This is a genomic window from Actinoplanes sp. NPDC000266 (assembly GCF_042899005.1).
Lineage (GTDB): Bacteria > Actinomycetota > Actinomycetes > Mycobacteriales > Micromonosporaceae > Actinoplanes.
Map to the genome: position 1 here is coordinate 443130 of NZ_JBIAZI010000003.1, position 20518 is coordinate 463647.

The 20518-nt window shown below is 70.8% G+C and carries 22 protein-coding genes; 12 read left to right on the forward strand and 10 right to left on the reverse strand.

The window, feature by feature from the left end:
* The first annotated feature begins 1 nt into the window (after position 1).
* The gene (locus ACFY36_RS13570; protein ID WP_499746245.1) at positions 2–1315 is read left to right on the forward strand and encodes a DUF2252 domain-containing protein; all 1314 of its coding nucleotides are present in this window, start codon (positions 2–4) and stop codon (positions 1313–1315) included.
* On the opposite strand, the gene ACFY36_RS13575 is transcribed toward ACFY36_RS13570, so the two are convergent.
* Complete coding sequence (locus ACFY36_RS13575) at positions 1288–2778, reverse strand: hypothetical protein (protein WP_499746246.1); 1491 nt, start codon at positions 2776–2778, stop codon at positions 1288–1290. The two genes, ACFY36_RS13570 and ACFY36_RS13575, sit on opposite strands and share 28 nt — an antisense overlap.
* An 87-nt stretch (positions 2779–2865) precedes the next feature.
* Between ACFY36_RS13575 and ACFY36_RS13580 the strand changes: the two genes are divergently transcribed.
* Genes ACFY36_RS13580 through ACFY36_RS13590 form a run of 3 tightly spaced genes read left to right on the forward strand, consistent with a single transcriptional unit; the run spans position 2866 to position 4058 of the window.
* Positions 2866–3270, forward strand: coding sequence for a DUF6325 family protein (locus ACFY36_RS13580; protein WP_499746247.1), 405 nt, complete (start codon positions 2866–2868; stop codon positions 3268–3270).
* A 10-nt stretch (positions 3271–3280) separates the two neighbouring features.
* A complete protein-coding gene (locus tag ACFY36_RS13585) occupies positions 3281–3727 on the forward strand; it encodes a DUF6325 family protein (protein WP_499746248.1) in 447 nt (148 codons plus the stop codon).
* Positions 3728–3731: 4 nt separating this feature from the next.
* Entirely contained in the window at positions 3732–4058 is a 327-nt protein-coding gene (locus ACFY36_RS13590; RefSeq protein WP_499746249.1) for an SHOCT domain-containing protein, read from the forward strand.
* Positions 4059–4134: 76 nt separating this feature from the next.
* On the opposite strand, the gene ACFY36_RS13595 is transcribed toward ACFY36_RS13590, so the two are convergent.
* The 3 genes from ACFY36_RS13595 to ACFY36_RS13605 form a co-directional block, all read right to left on the reverse strand.
* Entirely contained in the window at positions 4135–4428 is a 294-nt protein-coding gene (locus tag ACFY36_RS13595) for a hypothetical protein (protein WP_499746250.1), read from the reverse strand.
* A gap of 162 nt (positions 4429–4590) precedes the next feature.
* Entirely contained in the window at positions 4591–5484 is an 894-nt protein-coding gene (locus tag ACFY36_RS13600; RefSeq protein ID WP_499746251.1) for a hypothetical protein, read from the reverse strand.
* Between the two features lie 132 nt (positions 5485–5616).
* Positions 5617–6102 (reverse strand): DUF6069 family protein, encoded by a 486-nt coding sequence (locus tag ACFY36_RS13605; RefSeq protein WP_498686330.1) that lies wholly within the window; start codon positions 6100–6102, stop codon positions 5617–5619.
* Between the two features lie 126 nt (positions 6103–6228).
* Here ACFY36_RS13605 and ACFY36_RS13610 point away from each other — a divergent pair, with 126 nt between their 5' ends.
* Entirely contained in the window at positions 6229–6522 is a 294-nt protein-coding gene (locus ACFY36_RS13610) for a hypothetical protein (protein ID WP_499746252.1), read from the forward strand.
* On the opposite strand, the gene ACFY36_RS13615 is transcribed toward ACFY36_RS13610, so the two are convergent.
* On the reverse strand, positions 6501–6956 hold the full coding sequence (locus ACFY36_RS13615) for a hypothetical protein (protein ID WP_499746253.1): 456 nt from the start codon (positions 6954–6956) through the stop codon (positions 6501–6503). The genes ACFY36_RS13610 and ACFY36_RS13615 overlap by 22 nt on opposite strands.
* Before the next feature lie 141 nt (positions 6957–7097).
* On the opposite strand from ACFY36_RS13615, the gene ACFY36_RS13620 reads away from it, so the two are divergent.
* The 3 genes from ACFY36_RS13620 (at position 7098) to ACFY36_RS13630 (ending at position 10675) form a co-directional block, all read left to right on the forward strand.
* On the forward strand, positions 7098–7538 hold the full coding sequence (locus tag ACFY36_RS13620; protein WP_499746254.1) for a MarR family winged helix-turn-helix transcriptional regulator: 441 nt from the start codon (positions 7098–7100) through the stop codon (positions 7536–7538).
* The gene (locus ACFY36_RS13625) at positions 7539–9116 is read left to right on the forward strand and encodes a DHA2 family efflux MFS transporter permease subunit (RefSeq protein ID WP_499746255.1); all 1578 of its coding nucleotides are present in this window, start codon (positions 7539–7541) and stop codon (positions 9114–9116) included.
* Between the two features lie 86 nt (positions 9117–9202).
* On the forward strand, positions 9203–10675 hold the full coding sequence (locus tag ACFY36_RS13630) for a GGDEF domain-containing protein (protein ID WP_499746256.1): 1473 nt from the start codon (positions 9203–9205) through the stop codon (positions 10673–10675).
* Between the two features lie 4 nt (positions 10676–10679).
* On the opposite strand, the gene ACFY36_RS13635 is transcribed toward ACFY36_RS13630, so the two are convergent.
* Positions 10680–11324, reverse strand: a complete 645-nt coding sequence (locus ACFY36_RS13635) for an NAD(P)-dependent oxidoreductase (RefSeq protein ID WP_499746257.1) — start codon at positions 11322–11324, stop codon at positions 10680–10682.
* Positions 11321–12148, reverse strand: coding sequence for an inositol monophosphatase family protein (locus ACFY36_RS13640; RefSeq protein ID WP_499746258.1), 828 nt, complete (start codon positions 12146–12148; stop codon positions 11321–11323). The genes ACFY36_RS13635 and ACFY36_RS13640 overlap by 4 nt, the downstream gene beginning before the upstream one ends.
* 67 nt (positions 12149–12215) lie before the next feature.
* Here ACFY36_RS13640 and ACFY36_RS13645 point away from each other — a divergent pair, with 67 nt between their 5' ends.
* Genes ACFY36_RS13645 through ACFY36_RS13655 form a run of 3 tightly spaced genes read left to right on the forward strand, consistent with a single transcriptional unit; the run spans position 12216 to position 16046 of the window.
* Positions 12216–13127, forward strand: a complete 912-nt coding sequence (locus ACFY36_RS13645) for a LysR family transcriptional regulator (protein WP_499746259.1) — start codon at positions 12216–12218, stop codon at positions 13125–13127.
* Positions 13128–13145: 18 nt separating this feature from the next.
* Positions 13146–15560 (forward strand): glycogen/starch/alpha-glucan phosphorylase, encoded by a 2415-nt coding sequence (locus ACFY36_RS13650; protein ID WP_499746260.1) that lies wholly within the window; start codon positions 13146–13148, stop codon positions 15558–15560.
* Between the two features lie 33 nt (positions 15561–15593).
* Positions 15594–16046, forward strand: a complete 453-nt coding sequence (locus ACFY36_RS13655; RefSeq protein WP_499746261.1) for a hypothetical protein — start codon at positions 15594–15596, stop codon at positions 16044–16046.
* Between the two features lie 27 nt (positions 16047–16073).
* Here ACFY36_RS13655 and ACFY36_RS13660 read toward each other — a convergent pair whose 3' ends face one another.
* Positions 16074–16871: an SDR family oxidoreductase gene (locus tag ACFY36_RS13660; RefSeq protein WP_499746262.1), complete on the reverse strand. Its 798-nt coding sequence runs from the start codon at positions 16869–16871 to the stop codon at positions 16074–16076.
* Positions 16872–16909: 38 nt separating this feature from the next.
* On the opposite strand from ACFY36_RS13660, the gene ACFY36_RS13665 reads away from it, so the two are divergent.
* Entirely contained in the window at positions 16910–17716 is an 807-nt protein-coding gene (locus ACFY36_RS13665) for a GNAT family N-acetyltransferase (protein WP_499746263.1), read from the forward strand.
* Here the strand turns inward: ACFY36_RS13665 and ACFY36_RS13670 are convergent.
* Together ACFY36_RS13670 and ACFY36_RS13675 are read right to left on the reverse strand one after the other, a co-directional pair.
* Positions 17691–19301: an AMP-binding protein gene (locus ACFY36_RS13670; protein WP_499746264.1), complete on the reverse strand. Its 1611-nt coding sequence runs from the start codon at positions 19299–19301 to the stop codon at positions 17691–17693. The genes ACFY36_RS13665 and ACFY36_RS13670 overlap by 26 nt on opposite strands.
* Positions 19301–20512 carry an acyl-CoA dehydrogenase family protein gene (locus ACFY36_RS13675; protein ID WP_499746265.1) on the reverse strand — a complete coding sequence of 404 codons (1212 nt, stop codon included), beginning with the start codon at positions 20510–20512 and terminating at the stop codon, positions 19301–19303. Before ACFY36_RS13675 ends, ACFY36_RS13670 begins: the two co-directional genes overlap by 1 nt.
* Positions 20513–20518 lie beyond the last annotated feature (6 nt).

The following is a 20518-nucleotide window of genomic DNA, read 5'->3' on the forward strand; positions in this document are numbered from 1 at the left end:
CATGACACCCGGCGAACGGGCGGCGGCCGGCCGCGACGCGCGTAAGCAGATTCCCCTGGAGGCACACGCCGAGGTGCCCACCCCGCCCGGCCGGGACGCCAACGGCGTGCTGGCCGAGCAGGAGCAGACCCGGCTTCCGGAGCTGCTGCCCATCCGGCACGAGCGGATGAGCGCCGACCCGTTCGCCTTCTACCGGGCCAGCGCCGCCGTGATGGCGGCCGACCTGGCCGCCGGCCCGTCCACCGGGCTGCGGACCCAGCTCTGCGGAGACGCGCACCTGGCCAACTTCGGCCTGTTCGCGTCGCCCGAGCGGCGTCTCGTCTTCGACCTCAACGACTTCGACGAGACCCACCCCGGCCCGTTCGAGTGGGACCTCAAGCGCCTGATCGCCAGCCTCGCCCTGGCCGGCCGGGCCAACGGCCTCAAACGCAAGGAACGCGCGGTCATCACCGGCGGGGCGGCCCGTGGCTACCGCGAGGCGATGGCGTCGTTCGCCGCCATGGGCAACCTCGATCTCTGGTACGCCCACGCGGACGTCGAGTCGCTGCGATCGCAGCTGGACAAGACCCGGAGCAAGAAGGTCGCGGCGGCGGGGGTCAAGGCCCGGTCCCGTACGAGCCTTCAGGCGTTCCGCAAGCTCACCGAGGTCGCCGACGGCAAACGGCGTATCGTCGCCGACCCGCCGCTGCTGGTGCCCGTGCGCGACATCGTCGCCGGCGGCGAGGACCTCGAGGGCCAGATCCGCGAGCTGCTCGCCGGATATCGCGACACGCTGCCCGAGGACCGCCGCCGGTTGTTCGACGGCTTCACCTTCGTCGACATGGCCCGCAAGGTGGTCGGCGTCGGCAGCGTCGGCACCCGGTGCTGGATCATCCTGCTCACCGGCCGCGACGACGAGGACCCGCTGCTGCTGCAGGTGAAGGAGAGCGGCCCGTCGGTGCTGGCCGAGCACATCAAGGCCGACGACTGGGACAACCACGGCCGCCGGGTGGTCGCCGGTCAGCGCCTCATGCAGGCGCACAGCGACATCTTTCTGGGCTGGCAGAGCTACGGCGGGCGTGACTTCTACGTCCGCCAGCTGCGTGACTGGAAGGGCACGATGGAGTCGGCGTCGTTCAAGCCCGAGGGGCTGCGCCTCTACGGCGAGATCTGCGCGTGGACGCTGGCCCGGGCCCACGCCCGCGGCGGCGACCGCATCGCGATCGCCGCCTATCTGGGCGAGAGTGACGCCATGGACCGCGCCCTGGTCCGGTTCGCCGAGGACTACGCCGACCGGACCGAGAGCGATCACGCCGCTTTCAGCTCCACGTCCTGACCCTTCTGCCCTTCCTCGCGCCGGGCGATCAACGTCACCGCGACCTCGTACGCCGCCAGCAGCACCACGATCACGAGCAGGCTCATCCAGGACGACCAGATGAGAGCCGCGATCCCGGCGACCACCAGGCCGCCGATCCGCACGGCGTCGAGGTAGCGCGTGATGAAGCCGGGCGCGTGATCGCCGGCCACGCGGGCGCCCCGCCACGCCCAGCGGGCGCCCACGACGACCTGTCGCCGCAGCCACCGGGCGATGCGGCCCGGACCGGCCAGATAGGCGATCACGGCCAGCAGCGCGCCGATCCAGATGATCTGCGTGCCCCTCTCCCGCAGCACCGCGAAGATGCTGTCGACGGCCGCGTTGACGCCGTCGCGGTAGACGCCCTCCGGCACCTGCTCGACCACCTGGCGGCGCACCGCCCGCACGATCACCGTGACGGTCACGGCGGCCACGACAAGCCAGATTCCCAGTTGTACGGCTGTGCGGCGCCGCCGCGGCGACACCAGGAAGGCCGCCAGCACCAGCACGATCGTCGAGGCGACGAACAGGGCCAGATAGCGCTTCGAGGCGGCCACGGTGTCCTGGAGCGCCTTGAGCTGGCCGCCGTCGTACACGGTGAACTGGGCGAAGTTGGCCGGGAGACTCACGCCCAGCGCGTCCTCCACCCGTACCCGCAGATTGTCCGGAATGGCCCCCGAGCTCAGGTCGGGCAACGTGACCGTCTTGCCGAACAGCGTCGGCAGCTGCGCGCTGAGCTCCCGCAGCGCCTGGTTGATCAGCGGCAGCAGGTCGATGTCGATGTGGTCGCCCTGCGCGGTGATGACCTCGCTGTCGCCTTCGACGACGGCCATGACGCGGTCGTGGACGCGGCGGTTGAGCTCGATCCACACGGTCTGGAAGCCGTCGCTGCGCAGCACGTTGGTCACGACGTTGCGGACCTGGGTGCGCAGCTGACCGGCGATCGGGCCGGCGGCGAAGGCGGCCTGCTGCGGCAGGACGTCACGCAGCCGCTGCTCGACGTCGAGGACGGAGAAGGTCTGCGCGGTGGCGTACTCGGCGACCGCGGCCGAGATCTGCGGATCCTGCGGCAGCGGGGCGACCGTGCTGACCCAGCGGTCGGTGCTCAGGGTGGTGCGGGCCGCCCAGAGCCCGACCACGCTCAGAACGAGCGCGAACGCGGCCACCGCGGCCAGGATCGCCGCGATGACGCCGCGCACCCTGCGCCCGGTGGGCCCGCGCTGCTTCGCCGCGACCGGCACGGCCTTCTTCGCGGCCAGCTCGCGCCGCAGATCGGCCACCTCGGCGCGGAGCCGTTCGAGCTCCTGATCGCCTTCCACGCTCGTCCCGTCGCTCGCCGCGACAGTCGCCGCCGTTGCGGTCTCGCGCTTCTCGTCGCTCGCCGCCTGGTTGGGCTGGTCGCCGTTGCCGGCAGCCTCGGCCGCCGTGGGCATGCTGCTCGTCATGCTCCGACCGTCGCCGATCGGCCCGGCGGGCCGATTCATCCCTGCCGGATGAATCCCGCCCCCACCGCTGCGCGCACGCTGGGACGCATGGCATTGGGGCCGCTGGAACTCATGGTCTTGTCCTTTCCCGCGGAAGATCTCAACGACGGCGTATGGGCGACATTGGACCGGCTCGAGCGGGCCGAGCAGATGTGCGTCGTGGACGCGCTGGTCGTCCGCAGCGACCAGGCCGGGGGCACGTGCGCGGTCGAGCTGAGCGACCTGCCGGGCATCCGCGGTGACCCCGATGTGCTGTCGGCCCTGGCCACTGGACTGATCACCGAGTCCGACATCACCGACGTGGCGGAACTGCTCGACGACGACGCGACCGAGGTGCTGGCCGTGCTCCTGGAACACCGCTGGATCGGCGACCTGGCCGGCCGGGTCGCCGCGACACGCGGCCAGATCGTCGCCCTCACCCACATCTCGGGAGCTCCGAGCCCCGTGCACTGAAAGGATCGACATGCCCGAAGTCGACGAGTTGGGCCCCATCGACTACCTGTGCGTCGAGCTGCCGCCGGGCAGCATGGACGGCAAGGCGTTCTCCCTGCTGGAAGACCTGGTCGACCGGCACATCATCCGGGTCCTGGACATAGCGCTGGTCCGCAAGAACCCGAACGGCAAGGTGACAGTTCTCGAGGAGGCCGAGTTCGACGTGAACGGCCTGGGCTCGTTCCACGGCGCCGCCTCCGGCGTCCTCGGCGGCGAGGACCTCCAGGAGGCCGGCGAGCTGCTGGAACCGGGCGCGGCCGCGGTGATCCTGATCTACGAGAACACCTGGGCGGCCCCGTTGGCCCGCCAGCTGCGCCACGTGGGCGCGCAACTCCTGGCCAGCGGCCGCATCCCGGTGCAACAGCTGATCCAGGCCCTGGACGACTCGGAGCCGCAGTACGCGGCCAAGGGAAGGTGACCCGATGCCCGGACTGCTCCGTGGAATAGCCCGCACCGCGGTGGTGGCCGGAACGGCCTCAGCCGTCTCCGGCCGGGTACGCCACCGCCAGGACGGCCGCTGGGCCCGCCAGGAGGCGGAGGACCAGATGATGCAACAGCAACAACAACCGGCCTACGCTCCCCCACCCCAGCAGGTGTACGTCGCGGCCCCGCCCGCCGCCGCCGCGCCGGCCTCCCCCGACATGACCGCGAAGATCGACCAGCTGAAGCAGCTGGCCGACCTGAAGTCCCAGGGCATCCTGACCGACGCCGAGTTCGAGGCCCAGAAGGCCCGCATCCTGGGCCAGTGACCCCAGCCGGCCGGCCACCCTCCAACGTGGGAGGGTGGCCGGCGTTGCCCTCCCTGCCCACGGCCCGGGCAAACCTTCACCAGCCCAGGGCTCGTTCGCCCAGGACGGTGCCGCCGACCGCCGCGGCGAGTTCGTGCGCCTGCTCTGGTCTCGAGGGGTCGACGTGCACGTAAATGCTGTGTCCAGGCGGCGTCTCGGCGTGCCAGAGCTCGTCGCCGTCGAGGCCGAGCTGGAAACCGCAAGCCGAGTGGTTACCGGGCCAGCAGACGTCCCAGCTGATCGCCGCCCGATCGCGGTTCACCACGCCGAGGAACAGCTCGGCCAGCTCGTTCGGCAGCGGACGCTCAGGAGTGAGAATCCTGACCGCCACCGGCGGCAGCTGCCTTCATCACCGGTGGGAGCAGGTCCGCCGGGATGGACAGGGCGATCGAGACGGCATCGATGGCCAAGTAGCGGTCCAGCAACACCATCGGTTACGCGGCCGGACAGACGCAGGCACACTCGCGCGGTCGTCGCGTTTCACCTCCTCGACTCAGCCGAGGGGCTCGAAGGAAGCGTTGACGCCGAGCGCGACCAGTACGCGGCAGAGCACCGCGAATCCGGACCCGTCACGGTAGTTGTCGTACTTGCGGGCCTTGCCGCCGATCAGGCGCACCTTCACGTGGCCGGGCCGCAGCTCGATCCGCTCGATCGCGCTCCACGGCGTGATCGTGGTGTCCTCGGGGCCCGCGAGTCCGTCGGGGGCCACGCGGAAGTCGCCGCGTATGACTGTGGCACCGCCGCGGACCGTCTCGGTCAGCCGCGTCACGAGCGGGGTCACGGCCCAGCCGGTGATCAGGTCGGCGATCGTGGGGAGGCGGGGAATGGCAGCGCCGACCTCGGCCGGCGCGAGCGCGGCGATCAGTGCGCCGGCCTGGCCGTACGGGTCGAGCGCGTTGCGGTACTTCGCGGTGATCGACACGGTGCGGCCGTCGGCGGTGGTGAGGCGGAACCCTTCGTAGTCCCACGACCGCGACTCCGAGCTGGATGAGCTCCACTCGTCGAGCACGTCGGAGACCTCGCGCGTACGCACCACGCGCGGATGGCCGTCCGGGTCGACCTCGGCCAGGCCGCCGGGGTATCCGTACAGCCATCGGGTGAAGCGGCCCCGCCGGGAGATCACGAAGAATGTCAGGCAGTAGCCACCGGCCACGAAGGGGGTGATGGACAAAAGGGGCAGCGCCGCGCCGGGGGCCCACACGATCAGCAGGACCAGCGCGAGGAGGAACATCGCGGCGGGAGCGAGCAGGCGCAGCACACGTCGTACGCCCAGCGGTGGGGTTATCTCGGTGTGGTAAATGCCGAGTGGTTCACCCAGTTCGAGCGCCTGGCCGAGATGGGTGGCGCGCTGCCAGTCGGGCGCGTGTCGCGATTGTTGCTCCGCCATACGGCGCCGGAAACCTTGGTCCAGTCGCTGCCGCGCTCCGGGACTCATTCCCATGACGACCTGGGTAGCACCACCCGTCAACTCGGCCCGGCGGCGACCGAATGGTGAGGTGGAGTCGCCCCGAGAGCCGAGTCAGCTGTAGGTGCGCGGATACGGCCGCGGCGACGGGGGCGGCTGAGGGACGCGGACGACCGCGGACTTGGCGACGCCGGCCACCAGGGAGCCGATGGCGATGCCCAGGACCATGTTCAGGCCCGCGGTGTAGATGCGGGCGCCCAGGCTCGCGTCCGTCACGAACGGGGCCAGCATCGCCACGATCGTGGCCAGGCCGATCACCCAGCCGAAGAAGCGCATGGGCCGCGGCGTGGTCAGCAGGAGCAGGTGGACCAGGCCCGTGGCGACCAGCGCCGCCATCGCCGCGCCGAAGGCGTACCAGCCGGTCGACGCGTCGCCCCACGTGCCCTGACCCTTCGGGGCGAGCACGTCGATGTCGAACAGCCCGCGCCCGAACAGAATCCCGGCGATCGCGATCAGCGCCGCGACCACGGCGGTGGCCGCGCCGCCGGACCAGAGCTTGCCGGCGTTGACGGCCGGGCGGGTTTCGTTGATACCGGTCATGTGCCGAAGCCTCGCCGACGGCGCCGGGCGCACGCTTCACCCGGCATGGATGGTTCCTGATAGCTGCGCCAGGCGTCCTTCGCCGACGGTCTCGCCTCCGGCGGTTTCGATCGGTCGCGGGCCTGGGTGGCGACGAGCGACGGCCGCGTCGTCGCCCGCGCCGCCTGGGTTCTGCCGCCCGGCGCCGTCGGCCGGCCCTGGCTGGAGCGCTTCGACGCGGTCAGTCCGGAGATCGGCGCCGCCCTGCTCACGAAGGCCCACGAGGCGCTCGGCGGTCCCCTGCCCTACTACGCCGCCGCTCCCGCGCATTGGCGGCAGAGGCCGGAGTCAAAAGCGGACGGCCTTGGAGCGGACCGGCTTCCGCCAGGTCCGCTCCCGCGTGGTCCTCATGTGAGAGGTCAGTTGTTGATCGAGGCCTGACGCGCCTCGATCGCCTTGACGGTGTTGTGCAGGGCCTTCACCAGCACGCCCTTGCCGACGCTGCCGAGGAGCAGCCCGGTGAATTTGCCCTTGAGGTTCTTGCCGTCGCGCACCACCACCGCGTCGAGGGTGGTGGTGCCGTCGGGCTGCCGGGTCAGTGTGTAGGTGTGGCCCGAGTCGCCGCCCCAGATGTTGGAGTCGGTGGTCTTCATGGTGACGCGGGTGGGATCGGACCAGTCGTACGTCAGGCGTTCCCAAATTCCGCCGGCGCCTTCGGTGACGTCGGCGTAGGTGGCGCCCAGCTCGTGCACCTTGAGGCCGGCGTCGGAGCTGTTGGCGAACAGCTTCTGGCGGCCCGGGCCGAAGTCGGTGAGCCCGGCGACGAACTGCTCGGGGGTGAGGGTGGTGGTCTCGTGCATCCGGATGGTCGACATGTGAACAGCTTGTCGTCGGAAGCACCTCCTCCGAGCCGGTAGGAGACCCTGGTGAGTCCCGGGCGTGCCCTGGGGCCACCCCCGGGTGACCTGGGACTCACTCGCTTATATGGGTATGCCGTCATACCTAATACTCGGCGCGTGAACGAGATCGCCGCCGCCGTCGTGGAGCTCGCGCCCGCCCTGCACCGGGCGCTGGAACGCCGCGCCGACACCGACTTCGAACATCCCCGGCCGCCGGAGATGCAGCTTTCGGCGCTGCGGCTGATCCGGCGCCGCCCCGGCACGACGGTGCGGGAGCTCGCCGCCGAGCTCCAGCTCAAGCCGAACAACGCCAGCGCGCTGGTGACCGCGATGGTGGCCACCGGCTTGCTGCGCAAGGAGCCGGACCAGACCGACCGCCGGGTCGTACGCCTGCGCCTGACCGACCAGGCGCAGCAGCGGCACGACACGGTCCAGGGGCTGTTCACCGGCTATGTCGAGGCGGCACTGACCACCCTCACCGACGGGGAGCGGCGTGACCTCGCCGCGGCGCTGCCCGTGCTCCACCGCATCACCGAACAGATCAAGCAGGGAGAGTAAGTGACCACCCTAACCACGGCGCCCACCCCGCCCGCCGTCGTACCGAGGCGGAACCGGCCCTGGCTGTCCCTGATCGCCGTCGCGTTCGGCCTGTTCATGGTCGGCCTGGACGGCAGCATCGTGTCGATCGCCAACCCGGAGATCGGCCGCGACCTGAACGCCGGCACGGCCGGCCTGCAGTGGGTGACGAACGCCTATCTGCTGGCCCTGGCCGCCTCGCTGATCCTGGGCGGCAAGCTCGGCGACCGCTTCGGCCGCCGCACCTACTATCTGGTCGGCGTGGCCGGCTTCACCGTCGCGTCGGTCGCCATCGGCCTGTCCGGCTCGATCGAGGGCGTCATCGTCTTCCGGGCCGCGCAGGGCTTCTTCGGCGGCCTGCTGATGCCGAACACGCTGGGCATCCTGCGCGCCGCCTTCCCACCGAAGAAGTTCGGCATGGCCGTCGGCATCTGGGCCATGGTGTCCTCGGTGTCGACCGCGCTCGGCCCGATCATCGGCGGCCTGCTGGTCGAGCACGTCAACTGGGAGTCGGTCTTCTACGTCAACGCCCCGATCGGCGTCATCGCCCTGATCGTGAGCGCGCTGGTGCTCCCGCAGAGCAGGAACTCGACCGGCCACCACAGGTTCGACATCCCCGGCATCGTGCTGCTGGCCGCGGGCCTGGTCGTGATGGTCTTCGGCGTGGTCAAGGGCGAGACGTGGGGCTGGGGTTCGGCCGCGACGCTCGGCACCATCGCCGCCGGCCTGGCCATCCTGCTGGTCTTCGGCTGGTACGAGACCCGCGTCGAGCACCCGCTGCTGCCGATGCGCCTGTTCCGCAATTCGGCGCTGACCATCGGCACGGTGCTGACCGCCGTGAACTTCTTCGTGCTGCTCGGCTCGATCTTCTACGTGATGCTCTACCTGCAGAACGTCCGCGGCTACACCCCGGTCATGGCCGGCGTGCTCACTTTGCCGCTGAGCCTGGCCTCGGTGGTGGCGTCACCGCTGGGGGCGGCGCTGACCGACCGTTTCGGCCCGCGCCTGACCATGCCTCTCGGCATGGCCTTGCAGGCGCTGGCTTCGTTCGGCCTGTTGCTCTTGCAGACCGATTCCTCGTACGCCGTCATGTGGCCCTCGTTCATCCTGCTGGGCCTGGGCGTCGGCATGATCATGGCCGCCTCCTCGGAGGCGATCGTCGGCAACGCACCGGTCAAGGACGCGGGCGTGGCCGGAGGCCTGCAGGCAACCGCCCTGCAGATCGGCGGCGCGCTGGGCACTTCGGTGCTGGTCTCCCTGATCAGCAGCAAGGTGGGCGCCACCCTGTACACGTCACTGACCGCCGCCGGCGTGCCCGCCCCGGTGGCAACCGGATTGCAGGAGGCAAAGGACGCCGTGGCCATGGGCGTGGCCCCGGTCTCACCCGACATGACCACCGAGATCAGGACCGCGGTGGTCGAAGGCGCCGGCCAGTCCTTCATCAACGGCTTGCACGTGGCCGCCCTGACCACAGCAGTCCTCTGCATAGTGGCCGCCGCGGCAGCCGTCATCGGCGTCCGGCGCGGCGCGTCCCCCTCCGAGGGCGTGGCCGCCCACTAAAGGCGCATCCGGGTCCGGGTGCAACCAGCTTGCACCCGGGCCACACCCGGAAAACGCCCCGGGCCGCGCAGGCTTCAGTGGTGCCGATGGCCTTGATGAACGTGCCGCTCCGCCGATGGGCGGGATGGCGGCTCGTCCTTGCCCTCGGCGCCCCGGTGATCGTCCTGTACTACTGGTTCCTGCACCTGGGGCCGGGCTGGGCCGGACTTCAGGTCGCCCTCTACACGAGCGCCAACGGCGCCCTGGCCGTGAGCTGCCTGGTCACCGCGGCCCGCCGCCGTGAGCTGCGCCCGATCATGCTGCTGTTCGCGGCCTCCGCGATCACCTCCATCTTCGGCGACGTGGTCTTCTACTTCCTGGCGCTCGTCGGCGGCGAGGTGGCGTACCCCAGCATCGCCGATCTCGGTTATCTGGCCGCCTACCCGCTGCTGGCCTCCGGCCTGCTGCTGCTCGTGCGGCGGCGGACCCCGGGCCGCGACTTCGCCAGCGCGGTGGACGCGGCGATCGTCGCGGTCAGCGCCGGCTACCTGGTCCTCGAGTTCACCATCCTCCCCACCATGGCGATCAGCTCGGCGAACATCGCCACCCTGGTCTCGGTCGCCTACCCGGTCGGCGACCTCATGCTCATCGTGGTCGGCGCCCGCCTGCTGATCGGCGGCGTCCGCACGGCCCCGCTGCTGATGATCGCCGCTTACCTGGCCCTGGTGCTCTTCTCCGACACGTTCTACATGGTGCAGATCCTGGACGGCTCGTACCGTGCCGGGAACTTCCTCGACGCTTTCTGGATGGCCGCCGCCTTCATCCTGGCCGCCGGGGTGGCCCATCCCGACGCCCCGAAGCTGCTGGCCCGCAACACCACGGTGACCGCCGACGCCACCGCGCGCCGCCTGCTCGTCCTGGCCGTGGCCGCGGTCATGGCCCCGACCGTGATGATGGTGCAGTACCTGCGCGGCGCCACCCCGCACATCATCGTGGCGGGTCTCGTCTGCAACCTCCTCTTCCTGCTGGTGGTCGGCCGCATGGCCGGCCTGGTCCGCGCACAGCGGCACGCCGCCATCACGGACGCCCTGACCGGCTTGCGCAGCCGCCGCTTCTTCGAGCAATCCTTGCGCTGGGAGTCCTCCCGAGCCTCCCGTCACGACACCGACCTGAGCATGCTGCTGCTGGACATCGACCACTTCAAAACCGTCAACGACACCTACGGCCACGCCGGCGGCGACCGCGTCCTGGTCGAGGTGGCCGAACGCCTCCAGGCCGCCATCCGCCCCGGCGACATGGTGGCCCGCTACGGCGGCGAGGAGTTCGCGGTCCTGCTCCCGGGCGCCGGCCCGGCCGAGGCCGCCGACATCGCCGACCGCCTGCGCCGGGCGATCGCCGCCACCCCCATAGCCGTCTCCGACGACCGCCACCACCGGGTGACAGTCTCGGTGGGCGTGGCCGGCACCCAGATCCCCGAGGAGATGGTCCTGTCCGCCGACCGGGCCCTGTACGCCTCGAAGAACGCCGGCCGCGACCGCGTCACCATCGCCGAACCCACCCCCACTCCCATAGCCGCCTGACCTCTCAACCGTCGACCGCGACGACAACCCGGCCCGCGTACCGCGGCCGAACGGCCTCGTCCGTCATGGCGGCCGCCACCGCCGCCCGGCTCACCCGGGCCGGGAAGAGGCGGCGTGGCACCCGTTCCAGGGGCAGGGTCAGGTGCGGCACCTCCTCCAGGAGCAGGGCGCGGTGCGCCGTCGGCCCGTCGGCCATCGGGCCGACGTGGAAGACCGTGCCGCCGGAGGCCAGGACGGCCGCGTCCGCCGCGACCTTGTCCGGGATCTCGTCCCGCATGACGAGCCCGAGCAACCCCCGCGTCAGCGCGCCCGCCGCCGGGGCCGACGGCCCTGTGCCGTAGGCGCCGAGCCAGACCACCCGCCCCACGCCGGACCCCACCACGGCCTTGGCCCCGGCCGTCAACACCCCCGGCAGGTCACCTTTCGCCCGCCCGAGCCCGGACACCAGCACATCAGCTCCCTCGACCGCCCGAGCGATCGACGCCGGGTCGTACACATCGGCCGCGACCACGCTCAGCCCAGGCCGGGCCGCGACGCGGGCCGGCTCACGCGCCAGCGCCGTGACCTGCGCACCCCGCGCGAGCCCCGCTTCCACCAGCAGCGAGCCCACCGCCCCGGTCGCTCCCAGCACCACGATCCGCACCGTCACGCCACCGCGCTTTCAGCACCACCGAGACCCGCGCCGCGCGAAGTGCCCAGGCCCGCGCTGTGCAGAGTGCCCAGGGCCGCTTCGTGCAGGCCCGGCGCCGCGGCCAGGTAGCCGTCGCTCGTGATGTCCCACGGGGCGCCTCGCAAGTCGGTCACCAGCCCTCCGGCCTCGCGGACGATCAGGAGCGGGCCGATGTGGGAGCGGACGTTGTCGAACTGCCACACCGCGTCCATCCGGCCCGCCGCGAGCTGGGCCAGCTCGTGGGTGACGGGCACGGACATCCGGACGTACAGCGCCTCCCTCATCATCGCCGCGATGCCGGCACCGACCCGGCCCGCCGCCCCGGCGTCGCGGCCGGGTTTCGCCTGGCCGGTTCCCACCAGCGCGGCCGCCAGGTCCTTCTTCTCCGAGACCGTCAGGGGCACGCCGTTGAGCCGCGCGCCCTCGCCGGCCACCGCCGTGAACATCTCTCCGGTGAGCGGGACGTAGAGGACGGCCAGCTCCGGGCGGCCATCGCGGACCAGACTCACGCCGATGTTCCAGTCGGTCATGCCGTGCACGGCGTTGACGTTGCCGCCGACCGGGTCGGCCACCCACCAGTCACCGCCGGGCATCGGGCCGGTGGCGTGCTCGTCCTCCTCCCAGTGGGAGCCGGGCAGCGCCGCCGTCAGTACGGGACGGAGCAGATCGGCCACGGCGGCGTCGTTGGCCCGGACGGCGGCGACGAGCTCCGCGAGATCGGCCGGGCGGGCGTCGGCGGAATAGCGGGTGAGCAGCCGGGCGCCGGCCTGCCGGACCGCCTCGGTGACTACGGGAAGGTTCATGCCCATGAGCCTCGCCGGACGTCTGAGTTAAGTCCAGTGCACTCTTGTTAGGCTACGATTTACCGTCATGCAATTGGATCTGAACCTGCTCACGGCACTGGACGCCCTCCTCGAAGAGGGCAGTGTGACCGGCGCCGCCGACCGGCTGCGGCTCTCCCCGCCCGCGCTGAGCCGCACCCTCGGCCGCCTCCGCCGGCACACCGGCGACGACATCCTGGTGCGGACCGGGCGCACGATGACCCCCACGCCGTACGCGCTGGCCATCCGCGACCAGGTGCGCGACCTCGTTCAGCAGGCCCATCAGGTGCTGGTGCCGAGCCGCGAGCTCGACCTGGCCACCCTCGAGCGCACCTTCACGCTGCGCTGCCACGACACCCTCACCGCGGCCCTCGCCCCTCACCTGCTGCACGTGGTGGAGAACCAGGCCCCGGGTGTACGCCTGCGGTTCCTCGCCGAGACGGCGGTCGACACCGACGACCTGCGGCACGGGCGCGTGGACCTGGAGGTCGGCGCCGACGTACCCGCCGTGAACGAGTTCCGTTCCGAGACCATCGGCCATGACCAGCTCGTCGTGGCGATGCGGCGCTCACACCCGTACACCCAAGGCTTTGACCTCAAGCGTTTCGCGGCGCAGCCGCATGTGCTCGTCTCGCGCCGGGGCCGCCTGGCCGACCTGGTCGATGAGATCCTGGCCACGCACGGCCTGCGCCGGCGCGTGCTGGCCTCGGTCGGCACGGGCGCGGCGGCCGCCCAGGTGATCAGCCGCAGTGATTGCCTGATGACCCTTCCGCTGCGCCTGAGCCGGGCTCTGATCGAAGCGTTCGGGCTGGTCACGACCCCGTTGCCGGTGGCCGTGCCGGACGTGCCGATCGTCGGCGTGTGGCATCAGCGCTACGACACCGATCCCGGGCACATGTGGCTGCGGGCACAGGTCCGGGCCGCCCTGGCGTCGGCAATGCGACAACTTCCGGAAACCTGATTGGGGCACTGTGCACGCATGGACCTTCGCAACGGGGTGGAACTGCGGACGCTCGGAAATACGCCCGACGAGTTCCGGCAGGACATGCTGAGCAATCTCTACTACCGGCGCGGCACGACCGTGGAATCGGCGAGCGCTCAGGACGCGTACGAGACCCTGGCCTTGACCGTCCGGGACCGCCTGGCGGAAAGGCGGGCACGGACCGCGGCGGCGCAATACGCGAGTAATCCCCGATGGGTCTATTACCTGAGCGCGGAATATCTGCTCGGTCCGCAGCTGGAGCAGAACCTGCTCTACTCGGGCACCGGCGAGGCGGCCGAAAAAGCGCTGCTGGCCTGTGGTTTCCAGCCCGATGAGATCGCCGCGCTCGACGTCGAGCCGGGTCTCGGCAACGGCGGCCTGGGCCGGCTCGCGGCCTGCCTGCTCGACTCGCTGGCCACGCTGGACATCCCCGCGGTCGGCTACGGCATCCGCTACGACCTGGGCATCTTCCGGCAGGAGTTCCAGGACGGGCGTCAGGTCGAGCGGCCGGACGACTGGGCGTTCCAGGGCGACCCGTGGGAGTTCCCGGCGCCCGACGACGCGCAGACGGTGGGCTTTTACGGTCACGTCTACGAAAAGGACGGCCGTAAGGTCTGGGAACCCGGAGAGGTCGTTCTCGGCGAGCCCAGCCATTTGCTGGTTCCCGGATACGGCACGACGACCGTCAATATCGTACGGCTGTGGCGCGCTCGCGCCCATCAGGCGTCGTTCGATCTGACGCGTTTCTCGGCCGGGCAGTACGCCGAGGCCGTGCAGGACGCGGTCCGTGCCGAGAACATCAGCAAGGTCCTCTATCCCGACGACAGCACGGCGGCCGGTCGCGAACTGCGCCTCAAACAACAGTACTTCCTGGTCTCGTGCTCGCTGCGGGACATCGTGCGCCGGTTCCGGCTGCGCAATTCCGACTGGGACACCTTCCCGTCGAAGACGGCGATCCAGCTCAACGACACCCATCCGGTGCTGGCCATCCCGGAGCTGATGCGCCTGCTGGTCGACGAGGAGGGCCTCGACTGGGACCGGGCCTGGTCGCTGGTGCGGCAGACGTTCAACTACACCTGCCACACGCTGTTGCCGGAGGCGCTCGAAACGTGGCCGGTGGACATGCTCGGCCGCCTTCTCCCCCGCCATCTGGAGATCATCTATCTGATCAACGCCGGTCTTCTCGAGGAGGTCCGGTCGCGCTTTCCCGACGACATCGACCGGGTACGCCGGATGTCGCTCATTCAGGAATCGCCGACCCGCCTGGTTCGCATGGCCAACCTCGCCGTCACCGGAACGACCATGACCAACGGTGTGGCCGAGTTGCACACCGAGCTTCTGACCTCGACCGTGCTGAAGGATTTCCACGAGCTGTGGCCGTCGCGCTTCGCCAACGTGACCAATGGCGTTTCTCCGCGGCGATTCGTCCGGCTGGCGTCACCCGGACTTTCGTCGCTGATCTCCTCCGGGCTGGGCGATGACCGGTGGCTCACCGATCTGTCGCTCCTCTCGGGACTCGAGCAACTGGCCGATGACGCCTCTTTCCGCGCGCAATGGCGCGAGGTGAAGCGGTCGGCCAAGGCGGCCCTCGGTCTCGGCGACCCCGGCGCCCTGATGGACGTCATGATCAAGCGTTTCCACGAGTACAAGCGCCAGCAGCTCAAACTGCTGCACGTGATCACGCTCTACCAGCGGATCAAGGCCGGCACGCACGACGGCGTCCCCCGCACGGTCCTGTTCGGCGGCAAGGCGGCCCCCGCCTACCAGGCGGCGAAGAACATCATCCACCTGATCAACGCGGTGGCCGCTGTCGTCAACGCCGACCCGGCCGCGTCCGGCCTGCTCCGCGTGGTCTTCCCGGCCAACTACAACATCACGCTGGCCGAGCACATCATCCCGGCCGCCGACCTGAGCGAGCAGATCTCCATGGCCGGCAAGGAGGCTTCCGGTACGGGCAACATGAAGCTCACCCTGAACGGCGCCCTCACCATCGGCACCCTCGACGGCGCCAACATCGAGATCCGTGACCGGGTGGGCGCCGACAACTTCTTCCTCTTCGGCCTGGACGCCCCGGCCGCGCTCGCGCTGCGCTCCGGCCCGTACCGCCCCCGCGACCACTACGACGCCGACGAGGAGCTGCGGGCCGCCCTCGACGCCGTCCTGTCCGGCGCGTTCGGCGGCGTGGGCCACGACGTGGCCGCCTCCCTGCTCGACCGTGACGAATACCTGACCCTGGCCGACTACCGGTCGTACGTCGACTGCCAGGCCGAGGCCGGTGCCGCGTGGCTCGACCGGGAACGCTGGACCACCATATCGATCCTCAACACGGCCCGGGCCGGCTTCTTCTCCTCCGACCGCACGGTCACCGACTATCTGGACCGCATCTGGCACGCGGCGCCCGTCCGCCCGTAAAAAATGTCGTACCCCCCGGGAAGAATCCTGGGCATGTTCACAGTGGAGTTCGAGCGCATCGGCTATGCCCCTTTCATCCTGCGCGCGGTGTCCAGCGCGACCCGCCCGCTGCTCGTCGAGGAGGTCTACGCGGCCTGGGCCGCGTCGGTCACCTCCTCGGCGAGCCACCTCGTGCGCTGGCCGGCGCCGGGCCGCGCGTGGGAGACCTTCGAGTCGGATGTACGGGCCCTGGTCCGCTCCGGTGAGCTGGTCACGTGCGCCGACGACGAGCCGGTGACGCACCCCCACCACCATCTGACCCGCGGCCACGAGGGCCACGCGCCGTTCCGGAGCGGCCCCGCCCCTGCCGTCCGGCGCTACCTGGCCACTCCCGCCGGCTCGCAGGCCTGGCGAGCCTCGGTCGCCGATCCCCTGCTGCGGCGGGCGATGACCGTGCTCAGGCCCCGCGCGCCGCGCGCCACACCGGTGGGAGCTGGCCGCCGGTGAGCCGCCGCGCCGTCCGGGCCACAGGCCCTAGATCGGCAGGTTGTGCTTGCGGTGCGTCAGGCGCTCGGCCAGGGACGCCGGCACCGCGCGGCGCAGCGCGAAGACCAGTGGAGCGTTGCTGCCCACCGCGTACCGCGGGCGTGGGCGGCCGGCCGCGATCGCCTTGAGGATGGTGGCCGCGACGCGCTCGGGTGGGGTGCCGGCGCGCTCGTTGCGGTCGAGGGCGGCCAGCATGGTGTCGAAACGGCCGCGGTGCGGCGAGTCGGGCTGCACGTAGACCGTGCGGCGCTCGCTGATGCCGGTGGCGATGGAGCCCGGTTCGACGGTGGTCAGCCAGACGCCGTACGGGGAGAACTCATGCCTGGCCCCGTTGCTGAATCCTTTGATCGCGGCTTTGGAAGCGACGTAGGACGAACGATAGGCCAACGGGAAGGAGGCCAGCATCGAGCCGACCATCACCACCCGCCCGTGACCGCGCGAGCGCATGCCCGGCAGGGCGAGCTGCGCGAGGCGTACCGGGCCGAAGACGTTGATCTGGAAGACCCGGCGCAGCGCCTCGTCCGGCAGCTCCTCGAACGGGCCCGACTGGCTCTCGCCCGCGTTGTTCACCAGCACGTCGACGTCGGCGAGCGTCCCGGCCAGCGCCTCGATCGACTCCGGATCGTCGAGTTCCAGCGGCACATAGTCGACGCCCGGCACCGGATCGGCGACCGACGAGGGCTTCCTCGACGTCCCGAGCACCCGGTATCCGGCCGCCACCAGAGCCGCCGCTGTCGCCCGCCCGATCCCCGAGGAAGCACCTGTCACCAGAGCAGTCCGATCCATCGGTGCACAATATCGGTCTCCCGGGGCACGATGTGACGATGGTCGATATCGCCGCGCTCCTGGCCGCCTACGACGCGCACATGCGCATGCCGCCCGGCACCGTGCCGGCCGGCGTGACCTACGAGCCCGACGGGCCGGTCGTCCGGGTCGTCGGTGAGCACGTGGGGCGCGTCCGGACGCCGCGCGACATCGGCGTCACCGGCGCGGCGCTGGACCGCCTGATCAGGCGCCAGTGCGACTACTTCCAGGCCCGCGGTCAGGGTGTCGAGTGGAAGCTGCGGGGGCATGACCTGCCCGCCGAGCTTCCCGAGCGGCTGGTCGCGGCGGGCTTCGTCCCGAAGGAACCGTCGGCCGTGCTGCTGGGCCAGGCCGACACGGTGGCCGCCGATCCGGTCCTCCCCGACGGTGTCGTGCTGCGCCAGGTCAGCGCGCCCGAGGACCTCCGCCGCATCGCCGACCAGCAGACCGAGGTGTGGGGGTTCGACTGTTCCTGGCTCGCGCCCCTTCTCGGCGCCAAGGTGGCGGCCGCCCCCGGGGAGATCACGATCCTGGTCGCCGAGGCCGGCGGCCGGTTCGCCTGCACCGCCTGGGCGGTCTACCACCCCGGCACCGACTTCGTCGCGCTGCTGGGCGGCACGACGCTGCCGGACTGGCGCGGGCGCGGCCTCTACCGCGCCATGGTCGCCTTCCGGGCCCGCGAGGCCGTCGACCGCGGCTTCCGGCTGCTGCATGTCGACGCGTCACCGTACAGCGCGCCCATCCTGCGCCGGCTCGGCTTCCAGCAGATCACCACGTCGACGCCCTACCACTGGGACCCGCCTACGAGCGCGGGAGCTCCCGGGTGAGAACCTTCCCGGTCGTGGTGCGGGGCAGGGCGTCCAGGAAGACCACGTCCCGGGGTACGCAGAAACGGGCGCGATGCGAACGCACATGCTCGCGGATCGCGTCCTCGTCCAGGTCGGCGCCGTCGCGGGGCACCACGTACGCGGCCAGCCGCTGGCCGTACTTCTCGTCGGGCACGCCGATCACCGCCACCTCGCGCACCTGCGGAAGATCGGCCAGGAGGTTCTCCACCTCGGAGGGGAAGACGTTCTCGCCCCCCGACACGATCATGTCGTCGGCCCGGCCATCGATGAACACCCGGCCGTCCTCATCGAGATGCCCGACATCGCCGGTGGCCAGCAGCCCATCGCGGACGTCGCCGGAGGCGGCGTTCGTGTATCCCTCGAACAGCATCTCGTTGCCCACGAACAACCGGCCCGGCGTGCCCACCGGAACCAGTTTCCCCTCCTCGTCGACAACCCGGACGACCGTCCCGTGCGGCGGCCGCCCGGCGGTCGACGGCGCCGCCCGCATGTCGGCCGGCGTCGCGATCGACGCCCAGGACGCCTCCGTGGAGCCGTACAGGTTGTAGAGGATGTCGCCGTACCGATCCATGAACCGCGTGGCCAGCCCACCGGGCAGCGCCGACCCGCTCACGGCGACCACGCTGAGCGGCACCTTCCGCGCCGGCTGCTCCATGATCTGCTGCACCATCACCGGCACCCCGACGAGCGCCGAACAGTTCTCCCGGGCCACCGTGCCCAGGGCGTCCCCCGGCTCGAACCTACGGCGCAGGACGATGGTGGCGCGCAGCGCGAGGGCGATCTGCAGCGCCGCGAAACCCCAGGCGTGGAACAGGGGCGCCGCGATCAGCATCCGGACCCCGGCCCGCAACGGGATCCGATCGATGATCGAACACAGGGGCGAGAATCCGCTCGGGGTGGGCCGCCGCGCTCCCTTCGGCGTGCCCGTCGTCCCCGAGGTCAGCACGATCGTCCGCCCGGACCGTGCCGGAGGCCGAAGCCTCCCGCCAGCGCGCGGCGCCGCGATCAGCCGTTCGATGTCGCCCTCGCCCAGGAACGTGCACTCCGCAGGCAGACCCCGCCCTCCCAAAGGGGGACCCCCATCCCGAGGGACATCCTCCCGCACTTCCCCAAGATCGTGCTGACGCCCTGTGGACAACGCCCGTGCCGAAGCGAACTCGTCGTCGTACACCAACCCGCGCAACTGCTGGTCATCGACGACGGCGGCTAACTGCGCAACCGACAGACCCGTATTTATCAGGACAGGATCGGCACCGATCTGCGTCACCGCGATCAGCGTCTCGATCATCGACGCCGAGTTGCGGCGCAGCAGCCCCACCCGGTCGCCCGCAGCGAACGGCAACCCCTCCGCCAACCTCGACGAGCGGTCCAGCAATTCGCCGTACGTCGTCGGCCCTTTCTCGTCGATCACCGCCACCCGCCCCGGGCTGCGCGCCGCCGCCTGCCTCAGCTCCCCCGCCAGCCCGAAACCCCATCGCCCCAGCGACGCGAACTGCCTGACGATCCGCACCGGATTCCCTGGATTGAGCAACCCTCGGCGGGCCATCGTCCGTACGACAAACATCAGCGGATCTGCATCCCGGTGATCGCCCGGGAGATGACCAGGCGCTGGATCTCCGACGTGCCCTCGAAGATCGTGTAGATCTTCGCGTCCCGGTACATGCGCTCCACCGGATGGTCGCGCAGATATCCCGCCCCGCCCAGGATCTGCACCGCCTTCTCGGTGACCGCCACCGCGACCTCGCCCGCCTTCAGCTTCGACATCGAGCCCTCGCCCGCCTCGAACGGCTTGTCGTTGCGGCCCATCCACGCCGCCCGCCACACCAGCAGCCGGGCCGCGTCGATCTCGGTCTTCATGTCGGCCAGGGCGAACGCGATCGCCTGGTTCTCCACGATCGGCCTTCCGAACTGGACCCGGTCACGGGCGTAGTCGAGCGCGTATTCGTACGCCGCCCGCGCGATCCCGATCGCCTGCGCACCCACCGCCGGCCGGGACAGTTCGAACGTCCGCATCGCCGCCTGGCGCGACGCCTTCTGGCCCGCACGGGCCCGGGCGAGCCGCTCGTCCAGCGCTTCCTTGCCGCCGAGCAGGCACGACCCGGGCACCCGCACGTCGTCGAGGAACACGTCGGCCGTGTGCGACGCCCGCAGCCCGAGCTTCCTCAGCTTCTTCGACCCCACGAGGCCCGGCGTGCCCGGCGGCACGATGAAGGCCGCCTGGCCTCGCGAGCCGAGCGCCGGGTCGACGGAGGCCGTGACAACGTGGACGTTGGCGATGCCGCCATTTGTCGCGTACGCCTTCTGCCCCTTGAGGGTCCACGAGTCGGATGGCTCGTGGTAAACAGCACGCGTGCGCATCGCTCCCACGTCGGAGCCGGCGGAAGGTTCGGTCGTGCAAAAGGCGCCGACGGCCGGATCGGACGCGTCACCGAAGCATTGCGGCACCCATTCCACGAGCTGTTCCGGTGTGCCCGATCCATAGATGGCCGCCACCGCCAGCGACGTGCCGGAAATGGCCATCCCGATGCCGCCGTCGCCCCAGAAGAGTTCCTCGTTGGCGATCGGCAGCGACAGCCCGGCCATGTCGGACCAGGTGTTGACCAGGAATTCGAAGCCGTACAGCCCGATCTTCGCCGCTTCCTGGAGGACGGGCCAGGGCATCTCCTCGCGCTCGTCCCATTCGGCGGCAGCCGGCCGGATGACGTTCGCCGCGAAGCCGTGCACCCATTCGCGCAGGTCGTTTTGCTCTTCATTCAGATCGAGCCAGAACTCCATGCGGGA

What these genes read in the sequence shown, in the direction of transcription:
- ACFY36_RS13570 (WP_499746245.1), top strand. Translation starts at nt 2, where the DNA reads ATGACACCCGGCGAACGGGCGGCGGCCGGCCGCGACGCGCGTAAGCAG.
- ACFY36_RS13575 (WP_499746246.1), bottom strand. Translation starts at nt 2,778, where the DNA reads ATGACGAGCAGCATGCCCACGGCGGCCGAGGCTGCCGGCAACGGCGAC.
- ACFY36_RS13580 (WP_499746247.1), top strand. Translation starts at nt 2,866, where the DNA reads ATGGCATTGGGGCCGCTGGAACTCATGGTCTTGTCCTTTCCCGCGGAA.
- ACFY36_RS13585 (WP_499746248.1), top strand. Translation starts at nt 3,281, where the DNA reads ATGCCCGAAGTCGACGAGTTGGGCCCCATCGACTACCTGTGCGTCGAG.
- ACFY36_RS13590 (WP_499746249.1), top strand. Translation starts at nt 3,732, where the DNA reads ATGCCCGGACTGCTCCGTGGAATAGCCCGCACCGCGGTGGTGGCCGGA.
- ACFY36_RS13600 (WP_499746251.1), bottom strand. Translation starts at nt 5,484, where the DNA reads ATGGCGGAGCAACAATCGCGACACGCGCCCGACTGGCAGCGCGCCACC.
- ACFY36_RS13605 (WP_498686330.1), bottom strand. Translation starts at nt 6,102, where the DNA reads ATGACCGGTATCAACGAAACCCGCCCGGCCGTCAACGCCGGCAAGCTC.
- ACFY36_RS13615 (WP_499746253.1), bottom strand. Translation starts at nt 6,956, where the DNA reads ATGTCGACCATCCGGATGCACGAGACCACCACCCTCACCCCCGAGCAG.
- ACFY36_RS13630 (WP_499746256.1), top strand. Translation starts at nt 9,203, where the DNA reads ATGGCCTTGATGAACGTGCCGCTCCGCCGATGGGCGGGATGGCGGCTC.
- ACFY36_RS13640 (WP_499746258.1), bottom strand. Translation starts at nt 12,148, where the DNA reads ATGAACCTTCCCGTAGTCACCGAGGCGGTCCGGCAGGCCGGCGCCCGG.
- ACFY36_RS13645 (WP_499746259.1), top strand. Translation starts at nt 12,216, where the DNA reads ATGCAATTGGATCTGAACCTGCTCACGGCACTGGACGCCCTCCTCGAA.
- ACFY36_RS13650 (WP_499746260.1), top strand. Translation starts at nt 13,146, where the DNA reads ATGGACCTTCGCAACGGGGTGGAACTGCGGACGCTCGGAAATACGCCC.
- ACFY36_RS13655 (WP_499746261.1), top strand. Translation starts at nt 15,594, where the DNA reads ATGTTCACAGTGGAGTTCGAGCGCATCGGCTATGCCCCTTTCATCCTG.
- ACFY36_RS13660 (WP_499746262.1), bottom strand. Translation starts at nt 16,871, where the DNA reads ATGGATCGGACTGCTCTGGTGACAGGTGCTTCCTCGGGGATCGGGCGG.
- ACFY36_RS13665 (WP_499746263.1), top strand. Translation starts at nt 16,910, where the DNA reads ATGGTCGATATCGCCGCGCTCCTGGCCGCCTACGACGCGCACATGCGC.
- ACFY36_RS13670 (WP_499746264.1), bottom strand. Translation starts at nt 19,301, where the DNA reads ATGTTTGTCGTACGGACGATGGCCCGCCGAGGGTTGCTCAATCCAGGG.
- ACFY36_RS13675 (WP_499746265.1), bottom strand. Translation starts at nt 20,512, where the DNA reads ATGGAGTTCTGGCTCGATCTGAATGAAGAGCAAAACGACCTGCGCGAA.